Origin of the sequence: Acidovorax sp. NB1 (genome assembly GCF_005405905.1) — a bacterium.
Lineage (GTDB): Bacteria > Pseudomonadota > Gammaproteobacteria > Burkholderiales > Burkholderiaceae_C > Acidovorax.
In genome coordinates, this window is record NZ_BJHU01000057.1 from 67,744 (window position 1) to 82,865 (window position 15,122).

Here is a 15,122-nt window from a genome sequence, read left to right on the forward strand (position 1 = left end):
ATTGGCGCCGTGCTCCGGGGGCCGTGGCATGCCAATTCCGGCGGGTGAAAGCCGCCCCGGTAAAATGCCGGGTTTCCCCTGAACCTCCCACCCCGAACCACTCCCCATGGCCAACACCCAGCAATCCCAACAGATGGCAAATGCAATCCGCGCATTGGCCATGGACGCCGTTCAACAAGCCAATTCCGGCCACCCCGGCGCCCCGATGGGCATGGCCGACATGGCCGTGGCGCTGTGGAGCCGCCACCTCAAGCACAACCCCACCAACCCCCAGTGGTTTGACCGCGACCGTTTTGTACTCTCCAACGGCCACGGCTCGATGCTGCTGTACGCGCTGCTGCACCTCACGGGCTACGACCTGCCCATCGGCGAGCTGAAGAATTTCCGCCAGCTGCACAGCAAGACCCCAGGCCACCCCGAAGTGGGCTACACCGCTGGCGTCGAGACGACCACCGGCCCACTGGGCCAGGGCATCACCAACGCCGTGGGCTTTGCGCTGGCTGAAAAGCTGCTGGCCGCAGAGTTCAACCGCGAAGGCCATGCCGTGGTGGACCACCACACCTACGCATTCCTGGGCGACGGCTGCCTGATGGAAGGCATCAGCCACGAGGCCGTGTCCCTGGCCGGCGCCTGGAAGCTCAACAAGTTGATCGCCCTGTACGACGACAACGGCATCAGCATCGACGGTCAGGTCGCCCCCTGGTTTGCCGACAACACCCCCCTGCGTTTTGTGGCCAGCGGCTGGAACGTGATCGGCCCCATCGACGGCCATGACGCCGACAAGGTGGCTGCCGCCATCGAAGAAGCCAAGAAGCAGACCGAGCGCCCCACCCTGATCGTGTGCAAGACGCACATCGGCAAGGGCAGCCCCAACCGCGTGAACACCGCCAAGGCCCACGGCGAGCCCCTGGGCGCTGAAGAAATCGCGCTGACCCGCGAAGCCCTGGGCTGGACCAGCGAGCCCTTCGTGATCCCCGAAGACGTGTACGCAGGCTGGGATGCCAAGGCCAACGGCCAAAGCGCCGAGGCCGCCTGGAACGAGCGTTTTGCCGCCTACACCGCCGCCTTCCCCGAACTGGCCGCCGAGCTGACACGCCGCATGAACGGCGACCTGCCCGCCAACTTTGCGCAAGTGGCCGTCGATACGGTGGTGGCCGCCCACACCAAGGGCGAGACCGTGGCCAGCCGCAAGGCCAGCCAGCTGGCGCTGGAAGCCTTCACCGCCGCCCTGCCCGAACTGCTGGGCGGCAGCGCTGACCTGACCGGCTCCAACCTCACCAACACCAAGAGCACGCCCAACCTGCGCTTTGACATGCAAGGCCACGTGGTGAAGAACGAGGCTGGCGTGGGCGGCCGCCACATCAACTACGGCGTGCGTGAGTTCGGCATGGCCGCCATCATGAACGGCGTGGCGCTGCACGGCGGCTTCATCCCCTACGGCGGCACCTTCCTCACGTTCAGCGACTACAGCCGCAACGCCATCCGCATGGCCGCGCTGATGAAGCAGCGCGTGATCCACGTGTTCACCCACGACTCCATCGGCCTGGGCGAAGACGGCCCCACGCACCAGTCCATCGAGCACGTGGCCAGCCTACGCCTGATCCCCAACCTGGATGTGTGGCGCCCTGCCGATACGGCCGAAACCGCCGTGGCCTGGAGCGTGGCCCTGTCCAACCGCAACAAGCCCACCGTGCTGGCCCTGTCGCGCCAAAACCTCCCCTACGCGCCCAAGCGCGACCTGGGCGACATCTCGCGCGGCGCCTACGTGCTGAGCGAGCCTGCCGATGTGGGCCTCAAGAAGAAGCCCGTGGCCGTGATCATCGCCACCGGCTCCGAAGTGCAACTGGCCCTGAAGGCCCAGCGCCTGCTGGCAGACAAGAAGGTGCCGGTGCGCGTGGTCTCCATGCCCAGCACCACAACCTTTGACCGCGAAGACGCCAAGTACAAGAGCAGCGTGCTGCCCGCCGGTGTGCCGCGCGTGGCCGTGGAAATGGGCGTGACCGACGGCTGGTGGAAGTACGGCTGCGCCGCCGTGGTGGGCATCGACACCTACGGTGAATCGGCCCCCGCACCTGTGCTGTTCAAGCACTTCGGCTTCACCGAAGAGAACGTGGCCGATGCCGTGCTGGTGGCCACCGGTGCTGCGCGCCTGAAGCCCGCCAAGAAGGCCCGCTAAAACTTCTTCTGCCCGCTGTGCCCCGCTGCCAGCGGGCGCGCAGCGGCAGATTCCCGATTTCGACTTTGCAACTTTGAAGAGGCTCCCTATGACGATCAAGATTGGTATCAACGGCTTCGGCCGCATCGGCCGCAACGTGCTGCGCTCGGCCATCCAGAACTTCAGCGACATCGAAGTCGTGGGCATCAACGACCTGCTGGAGCCCGACTACCTGGCCTACATGCTGCAGTACGACTCGGTGCACGGCCGCTTCGACGGCACCGTAGCCGTGGAAGGCAACACCCTGATCGTCAACGGCAAGAAGATCCGCCTGACGCAAGAGCGCGACCCCGCCAACCTGAAGTGGAACGAAGTCGGCGCCGACATCGTGATCGAATCCACCGGCCTGTTCCTGGACAAGGTCACGGCACAGAAGCACATCGACGCAGGCGCCAAGAAGGTCGTGCTGTCGGCCCCCTCCAAGGACGACACCCCCATGTTCGTGTTCGGCGTGAACCACGACACCTACGCGGGCCAGGCCATCATCTCCAACGCATCGTGCACCACCAACTGCCTGGCCCCTGTGGCCAAGGTGCTGAATGACAAGTGGGGCATCAAGCGCGGCCTGATGACCACCGTACATGCCGCCACCGCCACGCAAAAGACCGTGGACGGCCCTTCGAACAAAGACTGGCGCGGTGGCCGTGGCATTCTGGAAAACATCATTCCTTCGAGCACGGGCGCTGCCAAGGCCGTGGGCGTGGTGATTCCTGCGCTGAACAAGAAGCTGACGGGTATGTCCTTCCGCGTGCCCACCTCCGACGTGTCGGTGGTGGACCTGACGGTGGAGCTGGACAAGGCTGCTACCTATGACGAAATCAAGGCCGAGATGAAGGCCCAGTCCGAAGGCGCGCTGAAGGGCGTGCTGGGCTACACCGAAGACAAGGTGGTGGCCACCGACTTCCGTGGCGACACCCGCACTTCGATCTTTGACGCGGACGCCGGCATCGCACTGGACGGCACTTTCGTGAAGATCGTGAGCTGGTACGACAACGAATGGGGCTACTCGAACAAGTGCCTGGAAATGGTACGCGTGGTGGCCAAGTAAGCTTTCTTTGAGAAGTTGAAAAAGCGCTAGAAGCAACTACCCTGTTCAAGCCGGCGGCCTGCAAAGGCTGCTGGCTTTTTTTTTGGCTGCGCGGTACTGGCCCACGAAATCAGGCCACCGCAACGGCGGGTGCCTGCGGCGGTGCGCTGGCGATGTGCACCGTGCGGGTGGGGAATGCAAACTCCACCCCCATGGCCTTGAACTCGCGCAGCAGCCCCAGGTTGATGGACTGCTGCAAGTCCATGTAGAGGTTGTAGGCCGGGTCTTCGACGATGTAGACCACCTCGTAGTCCAGCGAGTTGGTGCCCAGCGCCTTGAAATGTGCGCGGTCAAAACGCAGCTCTGGGTGCGCCTCGATGAGCTTGCGCACCACGCCTGGAATCGCCTCCGCCTGCTCGGGGGTGGTGCCATAGGCCACGCCAAAGGTGAACACGATGCGGCGCCGCTCCAGCATGCGGAAGTTGCTGATGGTCTGCTTGAGCAGGTCGGTGTTGGACATCACGATCTGCTCACCCTGCAGGCTGCGAATGCGCGTGGTCTTGAGGCCGATCACCTGCACCGTGCCCGACACGTTGCCCACCACGATGAAGTCGCCCACCTCAAAGGGCTTGTCCACCGCAATCGCCAGCGACGCGAACAGGTCGCCCAGGATGTTCTGTACCGCCAGCGCCACGGCAATACCGCCCACCCCCAGGCTGGCGATGAAGGCCGTGATGTTCACCCCCACGTTGGACAAGATGGCCAGCAGCACCACACTCCACAGCAGCGTGCGCAGCCCCCACGACATGAGCGTGGCCGAGGCGCTGACCTGCGTCATGCCGCTGGACGAGTGCCGTTCCACATAGCGGCGCACGCCGATGCCAATCGCACGCATGCCCCACAGCCCCATCTGCAGCGCCACGGCCACAAACCACAGCTGGCTCAGGCGGCTCTCCCAGCGGCCTGGAAGATCCAGCAGACTTGCGCCCACCAGCAGCGCCACCACCAGCATCAGCGTGCGGCTTGTGCCTTCCAGCACGTCCACCAAGGTCAGTGCCATGCCGCTGTGCGACTGCGTGGCCCACCCCTTGGCGCGACGGGTCAGCAGGCGCAGCACCACAAGGATGGCGGCGTAGGTAGCGACCGCCGCCGCCAGGGCCACACACAGGCTCCATAGCGGCACACCCGCAAAAGTGGTCTCCTGGACCCAGGTGGAAAACGTGGATGGCGGCATGCAGTAACTCTCCTCTTCGTTGTGCAAGGTAGATAGGTGGAAGGCGGGCGTACGGTGTACGCAAACAGCCCGCGCAAAGGCATCGGCAGCAGATCGAGCAGCCTGGGGACGACGCGGTGAACGCGCGCGTTGCCCTTGATCGAGACCCCTGCAGAGCGAGAGTTCCCCAACGGGCTTTCACATCCGTCGCACTCACAGTGTCAGCGCCCGGCGTGCAAATGTTCGTAAGACATGCCCGACAGAGATACAGAGGCAGGACCTACGCCCGCTCGCCGAGAGGGCCCCAACAATGCATCAACACCAGAACCCCCTGGTTGCCCACCCCACACACGGGTGCGGCGTCTCCAACAACCTCCAGAGGAGTCCCACACACCATGCATTCATCTGCACTGATCCGCACCGCCACAGCGGCACTCGCACTGGGCGCACTGGCCGCCTGCTCGTCCACCCCAGCCCCCACCGAACAGATGGCGGTCACCCGCACCACCGTCAACCGCGTGGCGGCGGCACCTGCGGTGGCCACCAGCGCCCCTGTGCAGCTGCAGCAGGCCCGCGAGAAGCTCATCCAGGCCGAGAAGGCCATGGCAGAAGAGGACTATGTGGCCGCGCGCCGCCTGGCCGCAGAGGCCGAGGTCGATGCCCGCGTGGCCGAGACCCGCGCCGACGCAGCCGGCAATGCCGCCACCCTGGCCCAGGTGCAGGACAGCATCCGCGCACTGCAGGAAGAAATCAACCGTCGATCGCCCCGCTAAGCCAGTGCCCCGTATGGCGCCCCGTGCGCCCTGCCTGGCAGCTGAGCCTCTCGCAACTGGCGTTGAGGCCCCCGCGATTGCCTTCACTCCAACACCCAAGGAACACCCGACCATGCCACGCTTTTTTCACCGCACCACCGCCCTGTGCACCAGCCTGATTGCCGTGGGCCTGCTGGCCGCCTGCGCCAGCACCACCCCGTCGCCCGCCCTGGAAGAAGCCCGCACTGCCGTGAGCACTGCGGCAGGCGACCCGGCCGTCAACCAGTACGCCCAGCTCGAACTCAAGCAGGCCACCGATGCCCTGGCCAAGGCCGACAGCGTGTGGGCCGATGACAAGGACACCTCCGAGACCAACCACCTGGCGTACATCGCCCGCCAGCGCGCCGAGATTGCCACCAACACGGCCCGCGCACGCCAGCTCGATGCCAACATCAAGCAGGCCGGCAGTGAAGCGGATCGCATCCGCCTGCAGGCCCGCACGCAAGAGGCCGATGCCGCCCGCCTGCGCGCACAACAGGCCCAGCAGCAGGCCATGAGCGCCGAGCAGCGCGCCGCACAACAGCAGGCACAAGCCACCGCTGCCATGGCGCAGGCCAACGCCGCGCAGGACCGTGTGCGCGCACTCGAAGCCCAGCTGCGCGACATGGAAGCCCAGCAAACCGAGCGCGGCCTGCTGGTGACCTTGGGCGATGTGCTGTTTGCCTTCAACAAGGCCGAGCTGTCGGCCCAGGCGGCCCCACGTCTGGACAAGCTGACCAACTTCCTCAAGCAGTTCCCGGACCGCAAGCTGCTGATCGAGGGCTACACCGACAGCGTGGGTGGCGACAGCTACAACCAGGACCTGTCAGACCGCCGCGCGCAGGCCGTGCGCGATGCGCTGGTGCAGCGCGGCGTGGACAGCAGCCGTATCACCGCACGCGGCTATGGCAAGGCCCATCCGGTGGCCAACAACGCATCGCCCGAAGGCCGCGCCATGAACCGCCGCGTGGAGATCGTGATTGCGGATGACAAGGGGAACCTGCGCGGGCGTTGATGCCTCGCACACGCCCTCTCAGGCCGCAGTGAAGCTGCGGTGCTGAAGGCCCCACCAGGCCGCGCCGCTCACGCTGCGCGGTCTTCAAACGTCTCGGTATCGACTTCACTCGCGCTCTGCGCGTTGTAGCGGCTGCCCACCACCGTGCGCTCGTTGATCAGCGCGTCCAGTCGCGCCATGATGGCAGCATCCAGCCGCACATCGACGGCGCCCAAGTCGTCCTGCAAATGCGCTACGCTGGTGGTGCCTGGGATGGGGATGATGTGCTCGGCCTTGTGCAGCAGCCATGCCAGCGCCAGCTGGGCGGGCGTGCAGCCCACGTCGCGCGCAATGGCCTGGTAGCCGTCGAGCAACGTCAGGTTGGCCGAATAAGCGTCGGGTGCAAAACGGGGCATGGCGCGGCGGATGTCCTTGGCGTCGAGCGTGCTCACATCGCGCAGCTCGCCACAGAGAAAGCCCCGCGCGACGGGGCTGAACGCCACAAAGGCGACGCCCAGCTCGCGGCAGGCGTCCAGCACGGCGATCTCGGGGTTGCGCGTCCACAGCGAATACTCGGTCTGCACCGCCGCAATGGGGTGCACCGCGTGGGCCTTGCGCAGGGTGGCGGCCGACACCTCCGACAAGCCGATGCTGCGGATCTTGCCCACGCGCACCAGGTCGGCCAGTGCGCCCACGCTGTCTTCAATGGGCACCTTCTTGTCCCAGCGGTGCAGGTAATACAGGTCGATCACATCGGTCTGCAGGCGCCGCAGGCTGTCTTCGCAGGTCTGACGCAGCGTGGCGGGACGGCCATCGATCACGCGCACCAGCTTGCCGTCGCCGTTCACATCCACGCCCTGCATGCCGCATTTGCTGGCCAGGGTGAAACGGCTGCGGTGCTGCTTCAGCACACGGCCCACCAGGGTTTCGTTGGCGCCAAAGCCATAGAGCGTGGCAGTGTCGAACAGGGTCACGCCCGCATCCAGCGCGGCCAGCAGCACGCGCTCGCCCTGCTCGGCAGACACCGGTGCGCCGTAGGCGTGCGAGAGGTTCATGCAGCCCAGGCCAATGGCCGAGACGGAGAAAGGTCCCAAGGTTCTTTGTTGCATGCCGCGAGCTTACGGCAAGCGCGGCAACCGACCGGGTGGCTCGGGCTTGGGGCTGGGCTGGGAGCGGCTAAGTCTTGGTACTGGACGGCCGCTTCGCCCACAGCTCAATGCGCTCACCCGCTGCGCAGGCGGCCACCAACTGCGCAAACCGCGCTTCCCGGGTCGCATCGCGTTTGGCGGATGTGACCCAGTGCAGCATCACCTTGCGGTAGCTGGGCGGTGTGGATTCCTGAAAGTACCGCCACGCGGCCTTTTTGCGCTGGAACGCACGCTGCAGCGCCACCGGCAGCTCGGCCACTCCCGCCTGTTCGTGCGAGTAGATGGCCGACTTGTCGGCCTTGCGGTGCGCAAAGGCGGCCAGCCCCGCAGGCGTCATGCGGCCCGCCGCCTGCAATTGCTCCACCTTCGCGATGTTGACCGCACTCCAGATCGACGACGGCTTTCGCGGCGTGAAGCGGATCGAGTACGTGTGCTCGTCAATACGCCGCCGAATGCCATCGATCCAGCCAAAGCACAGGGCTTCGTCCACCGACTCCGACCAGCCCATGCTGGGGCGGCCCGAGCTCACTTTGTGAAAACCCACCAGCAACTCAGGCGCGCTGGCCGCATGGCGCTCCAGCCACTGGCGAAACGCCTGCGGCGTGGCGAAGAACATGGAGATGGTCTGCGAGGCCATGCTGCAGCGAACCTGCTTCCGTCTAGTCTTCTTGCTGGTGGCTGCTACTGCGGGTGCGCGGGCTAGGCCACCACGCCTTCGTGCACCTGCTCAGCGCATGGCCCCAGGGGCACCACACACAGCGTCACACCATCGAGCGTGAGCACCAGCCCCAGTTGCCCGCCCACCTGCACCACCCCACCCACCGTGGCCGGTGCGCGCGATGCATGCGATTGCACGGGTTGCACGGAGCGCTGCACAGCCACCGCACTCACAGGCGGCTGGCGCAGCAGGGCCCACAGCGTCTGCGGGTCCAGCGATTGCAGCGACTGCAGGTACAGGCGCAGCACTGCGGGGTCGTTGTCCTTGGGCTCACTCTGCCCATCGCCATGGCGGGCGCAATCTTCCGCCTGCCGCAGGCGCTTCAACGCGCGGCGCAATTGCTGGCGGCTGGCCGCTTCAGACCGACCACTGGCCTGGGCCAGCTCGGCATGGCTGGCATCGAACACCGCATGCAGCAGCACCAGAGCACCTTCGGCGGGCGTCACGCACGCCGCCAGACGTCGCAGCGCCAGCGTGGCCTGCTGCGCAAGGGCCGCATCGGCCTCCGCTGAGGGTGCGACCAAGCCAGCAGCATCACCCTGCGCAGTTTGCGCCGCTTCTGCCAACCACTGCGCCATCCACTGGCGCCGCCGCAAACGGTCAATGGCCAGGTTGCGCACCACCGTCAGCAGCCAGGCCTGGGCGGCATTGAGCGCGGGGGCATTGGCCTCCAGCGCGCGCACGTAGGCATCTTGCACAGCGTCCTCGGCATCGGCCGGCCCCAGCAGGCGGGTGGCAGCGCGCACCAGGGCGCTGCGGCTGGCGTTCACAAGTGCCGTGGTGAGTTCGTCTTCTTGCATTGGGGCATGGTGCCACAGGCTGACCAGACGCAGACCGGGGCCAAAGTGGGTGGGCGGATGCCTGCTTGCAAACCCATGCTGCAGGCCACTTCCAAAAGGAATCAATGTCCAAAATATTCTGCGCGGCCCAGCTTGTCCCGCAGATTGTGCGGACTGGATTACGCTAGGCCCTATGAAAACAGAGTCTCCTTCACCCCCCCTGCTTCCGTTCTGGAACGAGTTCCTGGCCTCCACTGGCCGCCACGACGATGCGCGGTTCTACGAGTCCTTCTACTTCGCCGACAGTGAGGACGTTGCCAACAGCCTTGCGCAGTTGGTCTTGGCTGGCGTCAAGCGCGCAACCGGTGCGCTCGTCTGGGGTCTTGAGGCACAAGCCAAGCGCCCCCCTGTGCCTGGAGACCTCAGCATCGTGACGGACTGGGCGGGCACACCGCTGTGCATCATTGAAACCACCGACACCGAGGTTGTGCCGTTCGAGGAAGTCACCGAAGAGTTTGCGGCGACCGAAGGAGAGGGGGACAAGTCCCTCAGATACTGGCGCGAGGAGCACTGGGCGTTCTTCGGCCGCGAGTGCAGTCAGATCGGACGGGAGCCGTCAAGCCGGATGCCCGTACTCTGCGAGAGATTCAAAGTCGTCTTTCCGCCACCGCGCGCCAATGCGGCCTAAGCCCTGGTTCATTCAACCGGGCCCGCTACGGCACAGGACACCGGAGCCCAGGTAGGAGGTAGCAAGCCTGGCGGAGCTGGCACAACCGGCAGCACAAAGCCTCCCGCCATCGTCCCCATTCATCGCCCACATTCGCCAGCGCTGTCCGCGACAAGCCCCGGCCGCCATTGCATGGACAATCCCCGCATGTCCGGCACCCCCACTACTTCACGCACCTCCTCCCCCCGCCCCGTCCTGATCGCTGGCGGCGGCATCGGCGGCATGGCCACTGCCCTCACCCTGCACCAGATCGGCGTGCCCTGCATCGTCTTTGAGACGGTGCCGGAACTGCAGCCGCTGGGCGTGGGCATCAACCTGCAGCCCAATGCCGTGCGCGAATTGCATGACCTGGGGTTTGGCAACGAGGTGCTGGACACGATTGGCCTGCAGGCGCGCGAATGGGCGCTGGTGGGCCGCAACGGGAACGAGGTGTATGCCGAGCCGCGCGGCCTGGAGGCAGGCTACCACTGGCCGCAGTATTCGGTGCACCGGGGGCAGCTACAGATGATGCTGTTCAACGCCGTGAAAGAGCGCCTGGGCGACAACGCCGTGCAGCTGGGGCAGCGTGTGGTGGGCTACCGGCAGGATGCGGAGGGCGTCACCGCACTCATCGAAACGCGCGATGGCGAGCAGCGTGAAGTGGCGGGCTCGCTGCTGATAGCGGCCGATGGTTTGCACTCGGCCGTGCGGGCGCAAATGCACCCCACGCAGCCGCCCATCCAGTGGGGCGGCGCCATCATGTGGCGCGGCACCACGCCAGGGGTGCCCGTGCGCACGGGCGCGTCGTTTGTGGGCGTGGGCTCGCTGCGACACCGCGTGGTGTTCTACCCCATCACGCCACCCGACCCGGTCACGGGCCTGGCCACCATCAACTGGATCGCCGAGATCACGGTGGACAACCAGGGCGGCTGGCAGCACGGCGACTGGAACCGGCGCGTAGCTTTGGAGGAATTCGCTCACCACTTTGACGGCTGGAACTACAGCTGGCTCGACGTGCCCACCATGCTGCGTGGCGCCAAGGACATTTTTGAGTACCCCATGATCGACCGCGACCCGGTGCCCACCTGGGTGGACGGCCGCATGGCGCTGCTGGGCGACGCGGCGCATGTGATGTACCCCGTGGGCTCCAACGGGGCCAGCCAGGCCATCGTGGATGCGCGCGTGCTGGGCGCGCAGCTGATTGCGCATGGCGTGGGCCCGCAGGCGCTGCGCGCCTACGACGACAAGCTGTGCAAAGACATCTCGGCGCTGGTGCTGCGCAACCGGGGTTCTGGGCCCTTTGGCCTGCTGGGGCTGGTGGACGAGCGCTGCGGCGGTGTGTTCGACCACATCGACGACGTGCTGCCGCGCGAGGAGCGCGAGGGCTTCATGGCCCGCTACAAGGCGGCGGCGGGCTTTGCGATCGAGACGCTGAATGCGGCGCCGCCCACCATTGCGCCAGGGCAGCGCGTGGCGGTGAGCTGAGCAGTCCCAGGGGCACAGAGCGGTCCATTCGGTCCGTTCTGCAGCGCTCACCTGAATGCGCCAGCGCACGGAAATGTCACGCCCGGCGTGTCTCGTTCGTCATGGCAGTCCTGTCACTCTTTTCAAGGACTTGGCCCCATGGACACGCCAGACACCCACACCCCACCCTCTGCCCCAGGCTCCGAGCCACGCACCTCTTACCTGGAAGAAAAGGCTTTCAAGGCCCGCACTCTGCTCGTCTTCGGCACCATCACCGACACGCTGGCCGCCGATGTGGCGCGGCGGCTGATTGCGCTGGATGCAGAGAGCGCCGAGCCCATCGACATGCTGGTGAGTTCGCCCGGCGGGCACCTGGAGTCGGGCGACACGATCCACGACCTAGTGCGCTTCATTTCTGCGCCGGTGAACATGATCGGCACCGGCTGGGTGGGCAGCGCGGCCACGCACCTCTACCTGGCGGCGCCACGCGAGCGGCGGTTTTGCCTGCCCAACACGCGCTTTTTGATCCACCAGCCCAGCGGGGGTGCCGGTGGCCCGGCCAGCGACATCGCCATCCAGGCGCGCGAGATGGTGAAGGCGCGTGAGCGAATTGCGGGCACCATTGCCCGGCAGACGGGCAAGCCACTGGAGGTGGTGTTGGCCGACATCGAGCGGGACCGCTGGATGTCGGCCGAGGAGGCGGTGGACTACGGCCTGGTCTCGCGCGTCATCGAGAACAAAGCGGCACTCAAGGGATGAGACTGCGCCGCCATTTACTATCAAATAGATAGCTATCAGCGCTTGATGGTCGCGCGGAAACGGCTTTTTTTGCTTGGAATCAACCCGCGTTGAGCTGCAGCTCCAGGTTGTGCAGCACCTGGTAGCACGGCAGCACCTGCGCCACGCTGGCGTTGGGCTCGCGGCCTTCGCGGATGGCGGCGAAGAACTCGCGGTCTTGCAGCTCGATGCCGTTCATCGACACATCCACCTTGCTCACGTCGATCTTCTCTTCCTTGCCGTTCACCAGATCGTCATAGCGGGCGATGTAGGTGGCGGTGTCGCCGATGTAGCGGAAGAAGGTGCCCAGCGGGCCGTCGTTGTTGAAGCTCAGGCTCAGCGTGCAGATGGCACCGTTGGCCGCCTGCAGCTGGATGCTCATATCCATGGCAATGCCCAGGTCCTTGTGGATGGGGCCCTGGATGGCGTTGGCTTTGACGATGGGGCTACCGGCTTGGTAGGCGAACAGGTCCACCGTGTGGGCAGCGTGGTGCCACAGCAGGTGGTCCGTCCAGCTGCGGGCCTGGCCCAGCGCGTTCATGTTGGTGCGGCGGAAGAAGTAGGTCTGCACATCCATCTGCTGGATGTTGAACTCGCCTGCGGTGATCTTCTTGTGCACGTACTGGTGGCTGGGGTTGAAGCGGCGGGTGTGTCCGCACATCGCCACCAGGCCGGTTTGCTTTTGCAGGGCGACGACCTTCTCGCCATCGGCCAGGATGTCGCACAGCGGGATCTCGACCTGCACATGCTTGCCCGCTTCCAGGCAGGCGATGGACTGGCTGGCGTGCATCTGCGTGGGCGTGCACAGGATCACGGCGTCCACTTCCTTCATGGCCAGGCTGTCGGCCAGGTCGGTGGTGACGTGTTTGATGCCGTACTTGTCGGCCACTTCCTGGGTCTTGGCCTGGTCACGGCTGATGAGGGAGACGACTTCAACGCCGTCGATGTTCTTGATGCCGTCCAGGTGCTTGATGCCGAAGGCGCCAGCGCCTGCGAGTGCGACTTTGATGGTCATGGTGTGTGTCCTTTGGCGTGTTTTTTAGGTGTTCTCAAGAATCAGGTGGCCCACGGCGGTGTTGGACGCGGGCACATGGTAGAAGCGGTGCGCCAGCTTCGGCGGCTTGCCGCCGTCCACATCCGCCATCGCACCCCGCGCGATGAGCCACATCACCAGCTCGATGCCTTCGCTGCCCGCCTCGCGCACGTAGTCAATGTGCGGGATGCTGGCGGCGGCCTCGGGGTCGTTGATGAGCTTGTCGAGGAAGGCGTTATCGAACTCCTTGTTGATGAGCCCCGCGCGCGGGCCCTGCAGCTGGTGGCTCATGCCACCCGTGCCCCAGATGTGCACGTTGATGTCTTCGTCGTAGCTCTCCACCGCCTTGCGGATCGCCTGGCCCAGGTTGTAGCAGCGGCGGCCGCTGGGCACGGGGTACTGCACCACGTTAACGGCAAACGGGATCACCGGGCAGGGCCATGCGCCCTTCACGGGGTCCTGCTCGCCAAACATCAGCGAAAGGGGCACAGTCAAGCCGTGGTCCACGGCCATCTTGTTGACGATGGTGAGGTCAAAGTCCTGCTGGATGACCGACTGCGCAATGTGCGCGGCCAGGTCCGGATGGCCGATGACCTTGGGCACGGGGCGCGGGCCAAAGCCTTCGTCGGCCACTTCGTAGTCGGCGGCGGTGCCGATGGCGAAGGTGGGGATCAGGTCCAGGCTGAAGGCGGTCGCGTGGTCGTTGTAGACCAGGAAGATCACATCGGGCTTGTTGTCCTTGACCCACTGCTTGCCAAACTCGTAGCCCGCGAACACGGGCTTCCAATAGTCTTCGTGGGTCTTGCCCAGGTCCATGGCCGCGCCAATGGCAGGTACATGCGATGTGAACACGGAGGCGGTGATTCTGGCCATCGTCAAAGTCCTTTCTTGCCCGCGCTGCCCTGGGGCTGACGGTGCGCCTGCGCGTCGCCGTCTTCGCCAATCACGCGGTTGCCGTTGGCCGACCGGCCACCATTGATCATCATGTTGCGGTATTCCTCTTCGGTCATGCCGGTCATGCTGCCTGCCATCTGCTGAAAGCTCTTGCCGTCGGTGGAGCCGATCTTGGCCAGAAAGTAGATGTTGCCGCCCAGGCGAATGCACCAGTTCAGGTCGCGCGCCAGCACAGCCTGCTTCTGCTCTTCGGTCATCGCCCATTCGTCCAGGTAGGCACGCTCGTCGGCCTTGAAGCGTGCGCGGTTCTCGGCCTTCATCAGGCTCATGCAGAACTGGTTGAGCCAGTAGCCCTTGCGGCTTTGCTCGGCGTCGAAGATGGTCGTGCCGGGCACGTCCAGGTAGGGTTTGTCGAGTGGCATGGCATCAGCCTTTCTTTGTCACTTCTTCGGGCCAGTAGAGGCGCATGGGGTTGTCCACCAGCAGCTTGTGCTGCAGCTCGGCCGTGGGCGCGATGTGCGGGATGAAGTCCACCAGCAGGCCATCATCGGGCATATGGTCCTTGAGGTTGGGGTGTGGCCAGTCGGTGCCCCACAGCACGCGGTCGGGGAACTCTGCGACCACCTTGCGAGCAAAGGGCACGACGTCCCGGTATGCGTTCTGTTCGCCATTCAACGCCTTGGGGCCGGTCACGGAGAGGCGCTCGGGGCAGCTCACCTTGCTCCACACATTGGGGTGCTGGCGCATGAACTTCAGGAACAGCGCGAACTCTTCGCTGTCCACACCCTTGCTCACATCGGGGCGGCCCATGTGGTCCACCACCACTGTGGTGGGCAGGGCGGTGAAGAAGTCCCACAGCTCGGGCAGGTCTACCGCCTCAAAGTAGATGACCACATGCCAGCCCAGCTTGGCGATGCGCGCGGCAATCTCCATCAGCTCGTCCTTGGGCGTGAAGTCCACCAGGCGCTTGACGAAGTTGAAGCGCACACCGCGCACACCAGCGTCGTGCATGGCCTGCAGCTCCTGGTCGGTGACCGAGCGCTTGACGGTGGCCACGCCACGCGCCTTGCCGCCGGAGTGCACCAGCGCATCGACCATGGCGCGGTTGTCCGCACCGTGGCAGGTGGCCTGCACGACCACGTTGCGCGCAAAGCCCAGGTGGTCGCGCAGCGCGTACAGCTGGTGCTTGCTGGCGTCGCAGGGGGTGTACTTGCGCTCCGGCGCGTAGGGAAACTCTGCGCCCGGGCCGAACACGTGGCAGTGCGCGTCCACGGCGCCTGCGGGCACCTGGAAGCGGGGCTGGCTGGGGCCGGCGTACCAGTCGAGCCAGCCAGGGGTTTTTATGAATTCGCTCATGCGCGTA

Annotated in this window: 14 protein-coding genes and 1 pseudogene; 7 read left to right on the top strand and 8 right to left on the bottom strand. The window is 65.5% G+C overall.

Annotated features, from left to right (window positions below):
* Nucleotides 1-103: 103 nt before the first annotated feature.
* Both tkt and gap read left to right on the top strand, forming a co-directional pair.
* A pseudogene (tkt, locus tag AvAM_RS23025) lies at nucleotides 104-2,176 on the top strand (transketolase); the annotation flags it as partial.
* Nucleotides 2,177-2,264: 88 nt separating this feature from the next.
* The gene (gap, locus tag AvAM_RS23030; RefSeq protein ID WP_063461695.1) at nucleotides 2,265-3,263 is read left to right on the top strand and encodes a type I glyceraldehyde-3-phosphate dehydrogenase; all 999 of its coding nucleotides are present in this window, start codon (nucleotides 2,265-2,267) and stop codon (nucleotides 3,261-3,263) included.
* A 109-nt stretch (nucleotides 3,264-3,372) separates the two neighbouring features.
* Here the strand turns inward: gap and AvAM_RS23035 are convergent, their stop codons facing one another.
* Nucleotides 3,373-4,476, bottom strand: a complete 1,104-nt coding sequence (locus tag AvAM_RS23035) for a mechanosensitive ion channel family protein (protein ID WP_137749240.1) — start codon at nucleotides 4,474-4,476, stop codon at nucleotides 3,373-3,375.
* A gap of 374 nt (nucleotides 4,477-4,850) precedes the next feature.
* Here AvAM_RS23035 and AvAM_RS23040 point away from each other — a divergent pair, with 374 nt between their 5' ends.
* Both AvAM_RS23040 and AvAM_RS23045 read left to right on the top strand, forming a co-directional pair.
* The gene (locus AvAM_RS23040) at nucleotides 4,851-5,228 is read left to right on the top strand and encodes a DUF4398 domain-containing protein (RefSeq protein WP_137749241.1); all 378 of its coding nucleotides are present in this window, start codon (nucleotides 4,851-4,853) and stop codon (nucleotides 5,226-5,228) included.
* A 112-nt stretch (nucleotides 5,229-5,340) separates the two neighbouring features.
* Nucleotides 5,341-6,261 carry an OmpA family protein gene (locus AvAM_RS23045; RefSeq protein WP_137749242.1) on the top strand — a complete coding sequence of 307 codons (921 nt, stop codon included), beginning with the start codon at nucleotides 5,341-5,343 and terminating at the stop codon, nucleotides 6,259-6,261.
* Nucleotides 6,262-6,329: 68 nt separating this feature from the next.
* On the opposite strand, the gene AvAM_RS23050 is transcribed toward AvAM_RS23045, so the two are convergent.
* The 3 genes from AvAM_RS23050 to AvAM_RS23060 all read right to left on the bottom strand — a co-directional run bounded on the left by AvAM_RS23050 (nucleotide 6,330) and on the right by AvAM_RS23060 (nucleotide 8,906).
* The gene (locus tag AvAM_RS23050; RefSeq protein WP_137749243.1) at nucleotides 6,330-7,349 is read right to left on the bottom strand and encodes an aldo/keto reductase; all 1,020 of its coding nucleotides are present in this window, start codon (nucleotides 7,347-7,349) and stop codon (nucleotides 6,330-6,332) included.
* Nucleotides 7,350-7,416: 67 nt separating this feature from the next.
* Nucleotides 7,417-8,025, bottom strand: coding sequence for a YdeI family protein (locus AvAM_RS23055; protein WP_212742299.1), 609 nt, complete (start codon nucleotides 8,023-8,025; stop codon nucleotides 7,417-7,419).
* 62 nt (nucleotides 8,026-8,087) lie between these two features.
* Nucleotides 8,088-8,906, bottom strand: a complete 819-nt coding sequence (locus AvAM_RS23060; RefSeq protein ID WP_137749244.1) for an RNA polymerase sigma factor — start codon at nucleotides 8,904-8,906, stop codon at nucleotides 8,088-8,090.
* A 172-nt stretch (nucleotides 8,907-9,078) separates the two neighbouring features.
* Between AvAM_RS23060 and AvAM_RS23065 the strand changes: the two genes are divergently transcribed.
* The 3 genes from AvAM_RS23065 (at nucleotide 9,079) to AvAM_RS23075 (ending at nucleotide 11,814) form a co-directional block, all read left to right on the top strand.
* Nucleotides 9,079-9,573, top strand: coding sequence for an ASCH domain-containing protein (locus AvAM_RS23065; RefSeq protein WP_137749245.1), 495 nt, complete (start codon nucleotides 9,079-9,081; stop codon nucleotides 9,571-9,573).
* Between the two features lie 186 nt (nucleotides 9,574-9,759).
* Nucleotides 9,760-11,076 (top strand): flavin-dependent oxidoreductase, encoded by a 1,317-nt coding sequence (locus AvAM_RS23070; RefSeq protein WP_137749246.1) that lies wholly within the window; start codon nucleotides 9,760-9,762, stop codon nucleotides 11,074-11,076.
* Nucleotides 11,077-11,214: 138 nt separating this feature from the next.
* On the top strand, nucleotides 11,215-11,814 hold the full coding sequence (locus tag AvAM_RS23075) for an ATP-dependent Clp protease proteolytic subunit (protein ID WP_137749247.1): 600 nt from the start codon (nucleotides 11,215-11,217) through the stop codon (nucleotides 11,812-11,814).
* Between the two features lie 79 nt (nucleotides 11,815-11,893).
* On the opposite strand, the gene AvAM_RS23080 is transcribed toward AvAM_RS23075, so the two are convergent.
* Genes AvAM_RS23080 through AvAM_RS23095 form a run of 4 tightly spaced genes read right to left on the bottom strand, consistent with a single transcriptional unit; the run spans nucleotide 11,894 to nucleotide 15,115 of the window.
* Nucleotides 11,894-12,847 (bottom strand): Gfo/Idh/MocA family oxidoreductase, encoded by a 954-nt coding sequence (locus AvAM_RS23080; protein ID WP_137749248.1) that lies wholly within the window; start codon nucleotides 12,845-12,847, stop codon nucleotides 11,894-11,896.
* A gap of 24 nt (nucleotides 12,848-12,871) precedes the next feature.
* Nucleotides 12,872-13,738: a class III extradiol dioxygenase subunit beta gene (locus tag AvAM_RS23085; RefSeq protein ID WP_137749249.1), complete on the bottom strand. Its 867-nt coding sequence runs from the start codon at nucleotides 13,736-13,738 to the stop codon at nucleotides 12,872-12,874.
* 2 nt (nucleotides 13,739-13,740) lie between these two features.
* A complete protein-coding gene (gene ligA / locus AvAM_RS23090; protein ID WP_137749250.1) occupies nucleotides 13,741-14,181 on the bottom strand; it encodes a protocatechuate 4,5-dioxygenase subunit alpha in 441 nt (146 codons plus the stop codon).
* Nucleotides 14,182-14,185: 4 nt separating this feature from the next.
* A complete protein-coding gene (locus AvAM_RS23095) occupies nucleotides 14,186-15,115 on the bottom strand; it encodes an amidohydrolase family protein (RefSeq protein ID WP_137749251.1) in 930 nt (309 codons plus the stop codon).
* Between the last annotated feature and the right edge of the window lie 7 nt (nucleotides 15,116-15,122).

Bases quoted from the DNA above. Each gene is read 5' to 3' on its own strand.
- AvAM_RS23095 (WP_137749251.1), bottom strand. From the start codon at position 15,115: ATGAGCGAATTCATAAAAACCCCTGGCTGGCTCGACTGGTACGCCGGC.
- AvAM_RS23075 (WP_137749247.1), top strand. From the start codon at position 11,215: ATGGACACGCCAGACACCCACACCCCACCCTCTGCCCCAGGCTCCGAG.
- AvAM_RS23055 (WP_212742299.1), bottom strand. From the start codon at position 8,025: ATGGCCTCGCAGACCATCTCCATGTTCTTCGCCACGCCGCAGGCGTTT.
- AvAM_RS23080 (WP_137749248.1), bottom strand. From the start codon at position 12,847: ATGACCATCAAAGTCGCACTCGCAGGCGCTGGCGCCTTCGGCATCAAG.
- AvAM_RS23085 (WP_137749249.1), bottom strand. From the start codon at position 13,738: ATGGCCAGAATCACCGCCTCCGTGTTCACATCGCATGTACCTGCCATT.
- AvAM_RS23060 (WP_137749244.1), bottom strand. From the start codon at position 8,906: ATGCAAGAAGACGAACTCACCACGGCACTTGTGAACGCCAGCCGCAGC.
- gap (WP_063461695.1), top strand. From the start codon at position 2,265: ATGACGATCAAGATTGGTATCAACGGCTTCGGCCGCATCGGCCGCAAC.
- AvAM_RS23035 (WP_137749240.1), bottom strand. From the start codon at position 4,476: ATGCCGCCATCCACGTTTTCCACCTGGGTCCAGGAGACCACTTTTGCG.
- AvAM_RS23045 (WP_137749242.1), top strand. From the start codon at position 5,341: ATGCCACGCTTTTTTCACCGCACCACCGCCCTGTGCACCAGCCTGATT.
- ligA (WP_137749250.1), bottom strand. From the start codon at position 14,181: ATGCCACTCGACAAACCCTACCTGGACGTGCCCGGCACGACCATCTTC.
- AvAM_RS23050 (WP_137749243.1), bottom strand. From the start codon at position 7,349: ATGCAACAAAGAACCTTGGGACCTTTCTCCGTCTCGGCCATTGGCCTG.
- AvAM_RS23040 (WP_137749241.1), top strand. From the start codon at position 4,851: ATGCATTCATCTGCACTGATCCGCACCGCCACAGCGGCACTCGCACTG.
- AvAM_RS23065 (WP_137749245.1), top strand. From the start codon at position 9,079: ATGAAAACAGAGTCTCCTTCACCCCCCCTGCTTCCGTTCTGGAACGAG.
- AvAM_RS23070 (WP_137749246.1), top strand. From the start codon at position 9,760: ATGTCCGGCACCCCCACTACTTCACGCACCTCCTCCCCCCGCCCCGTC.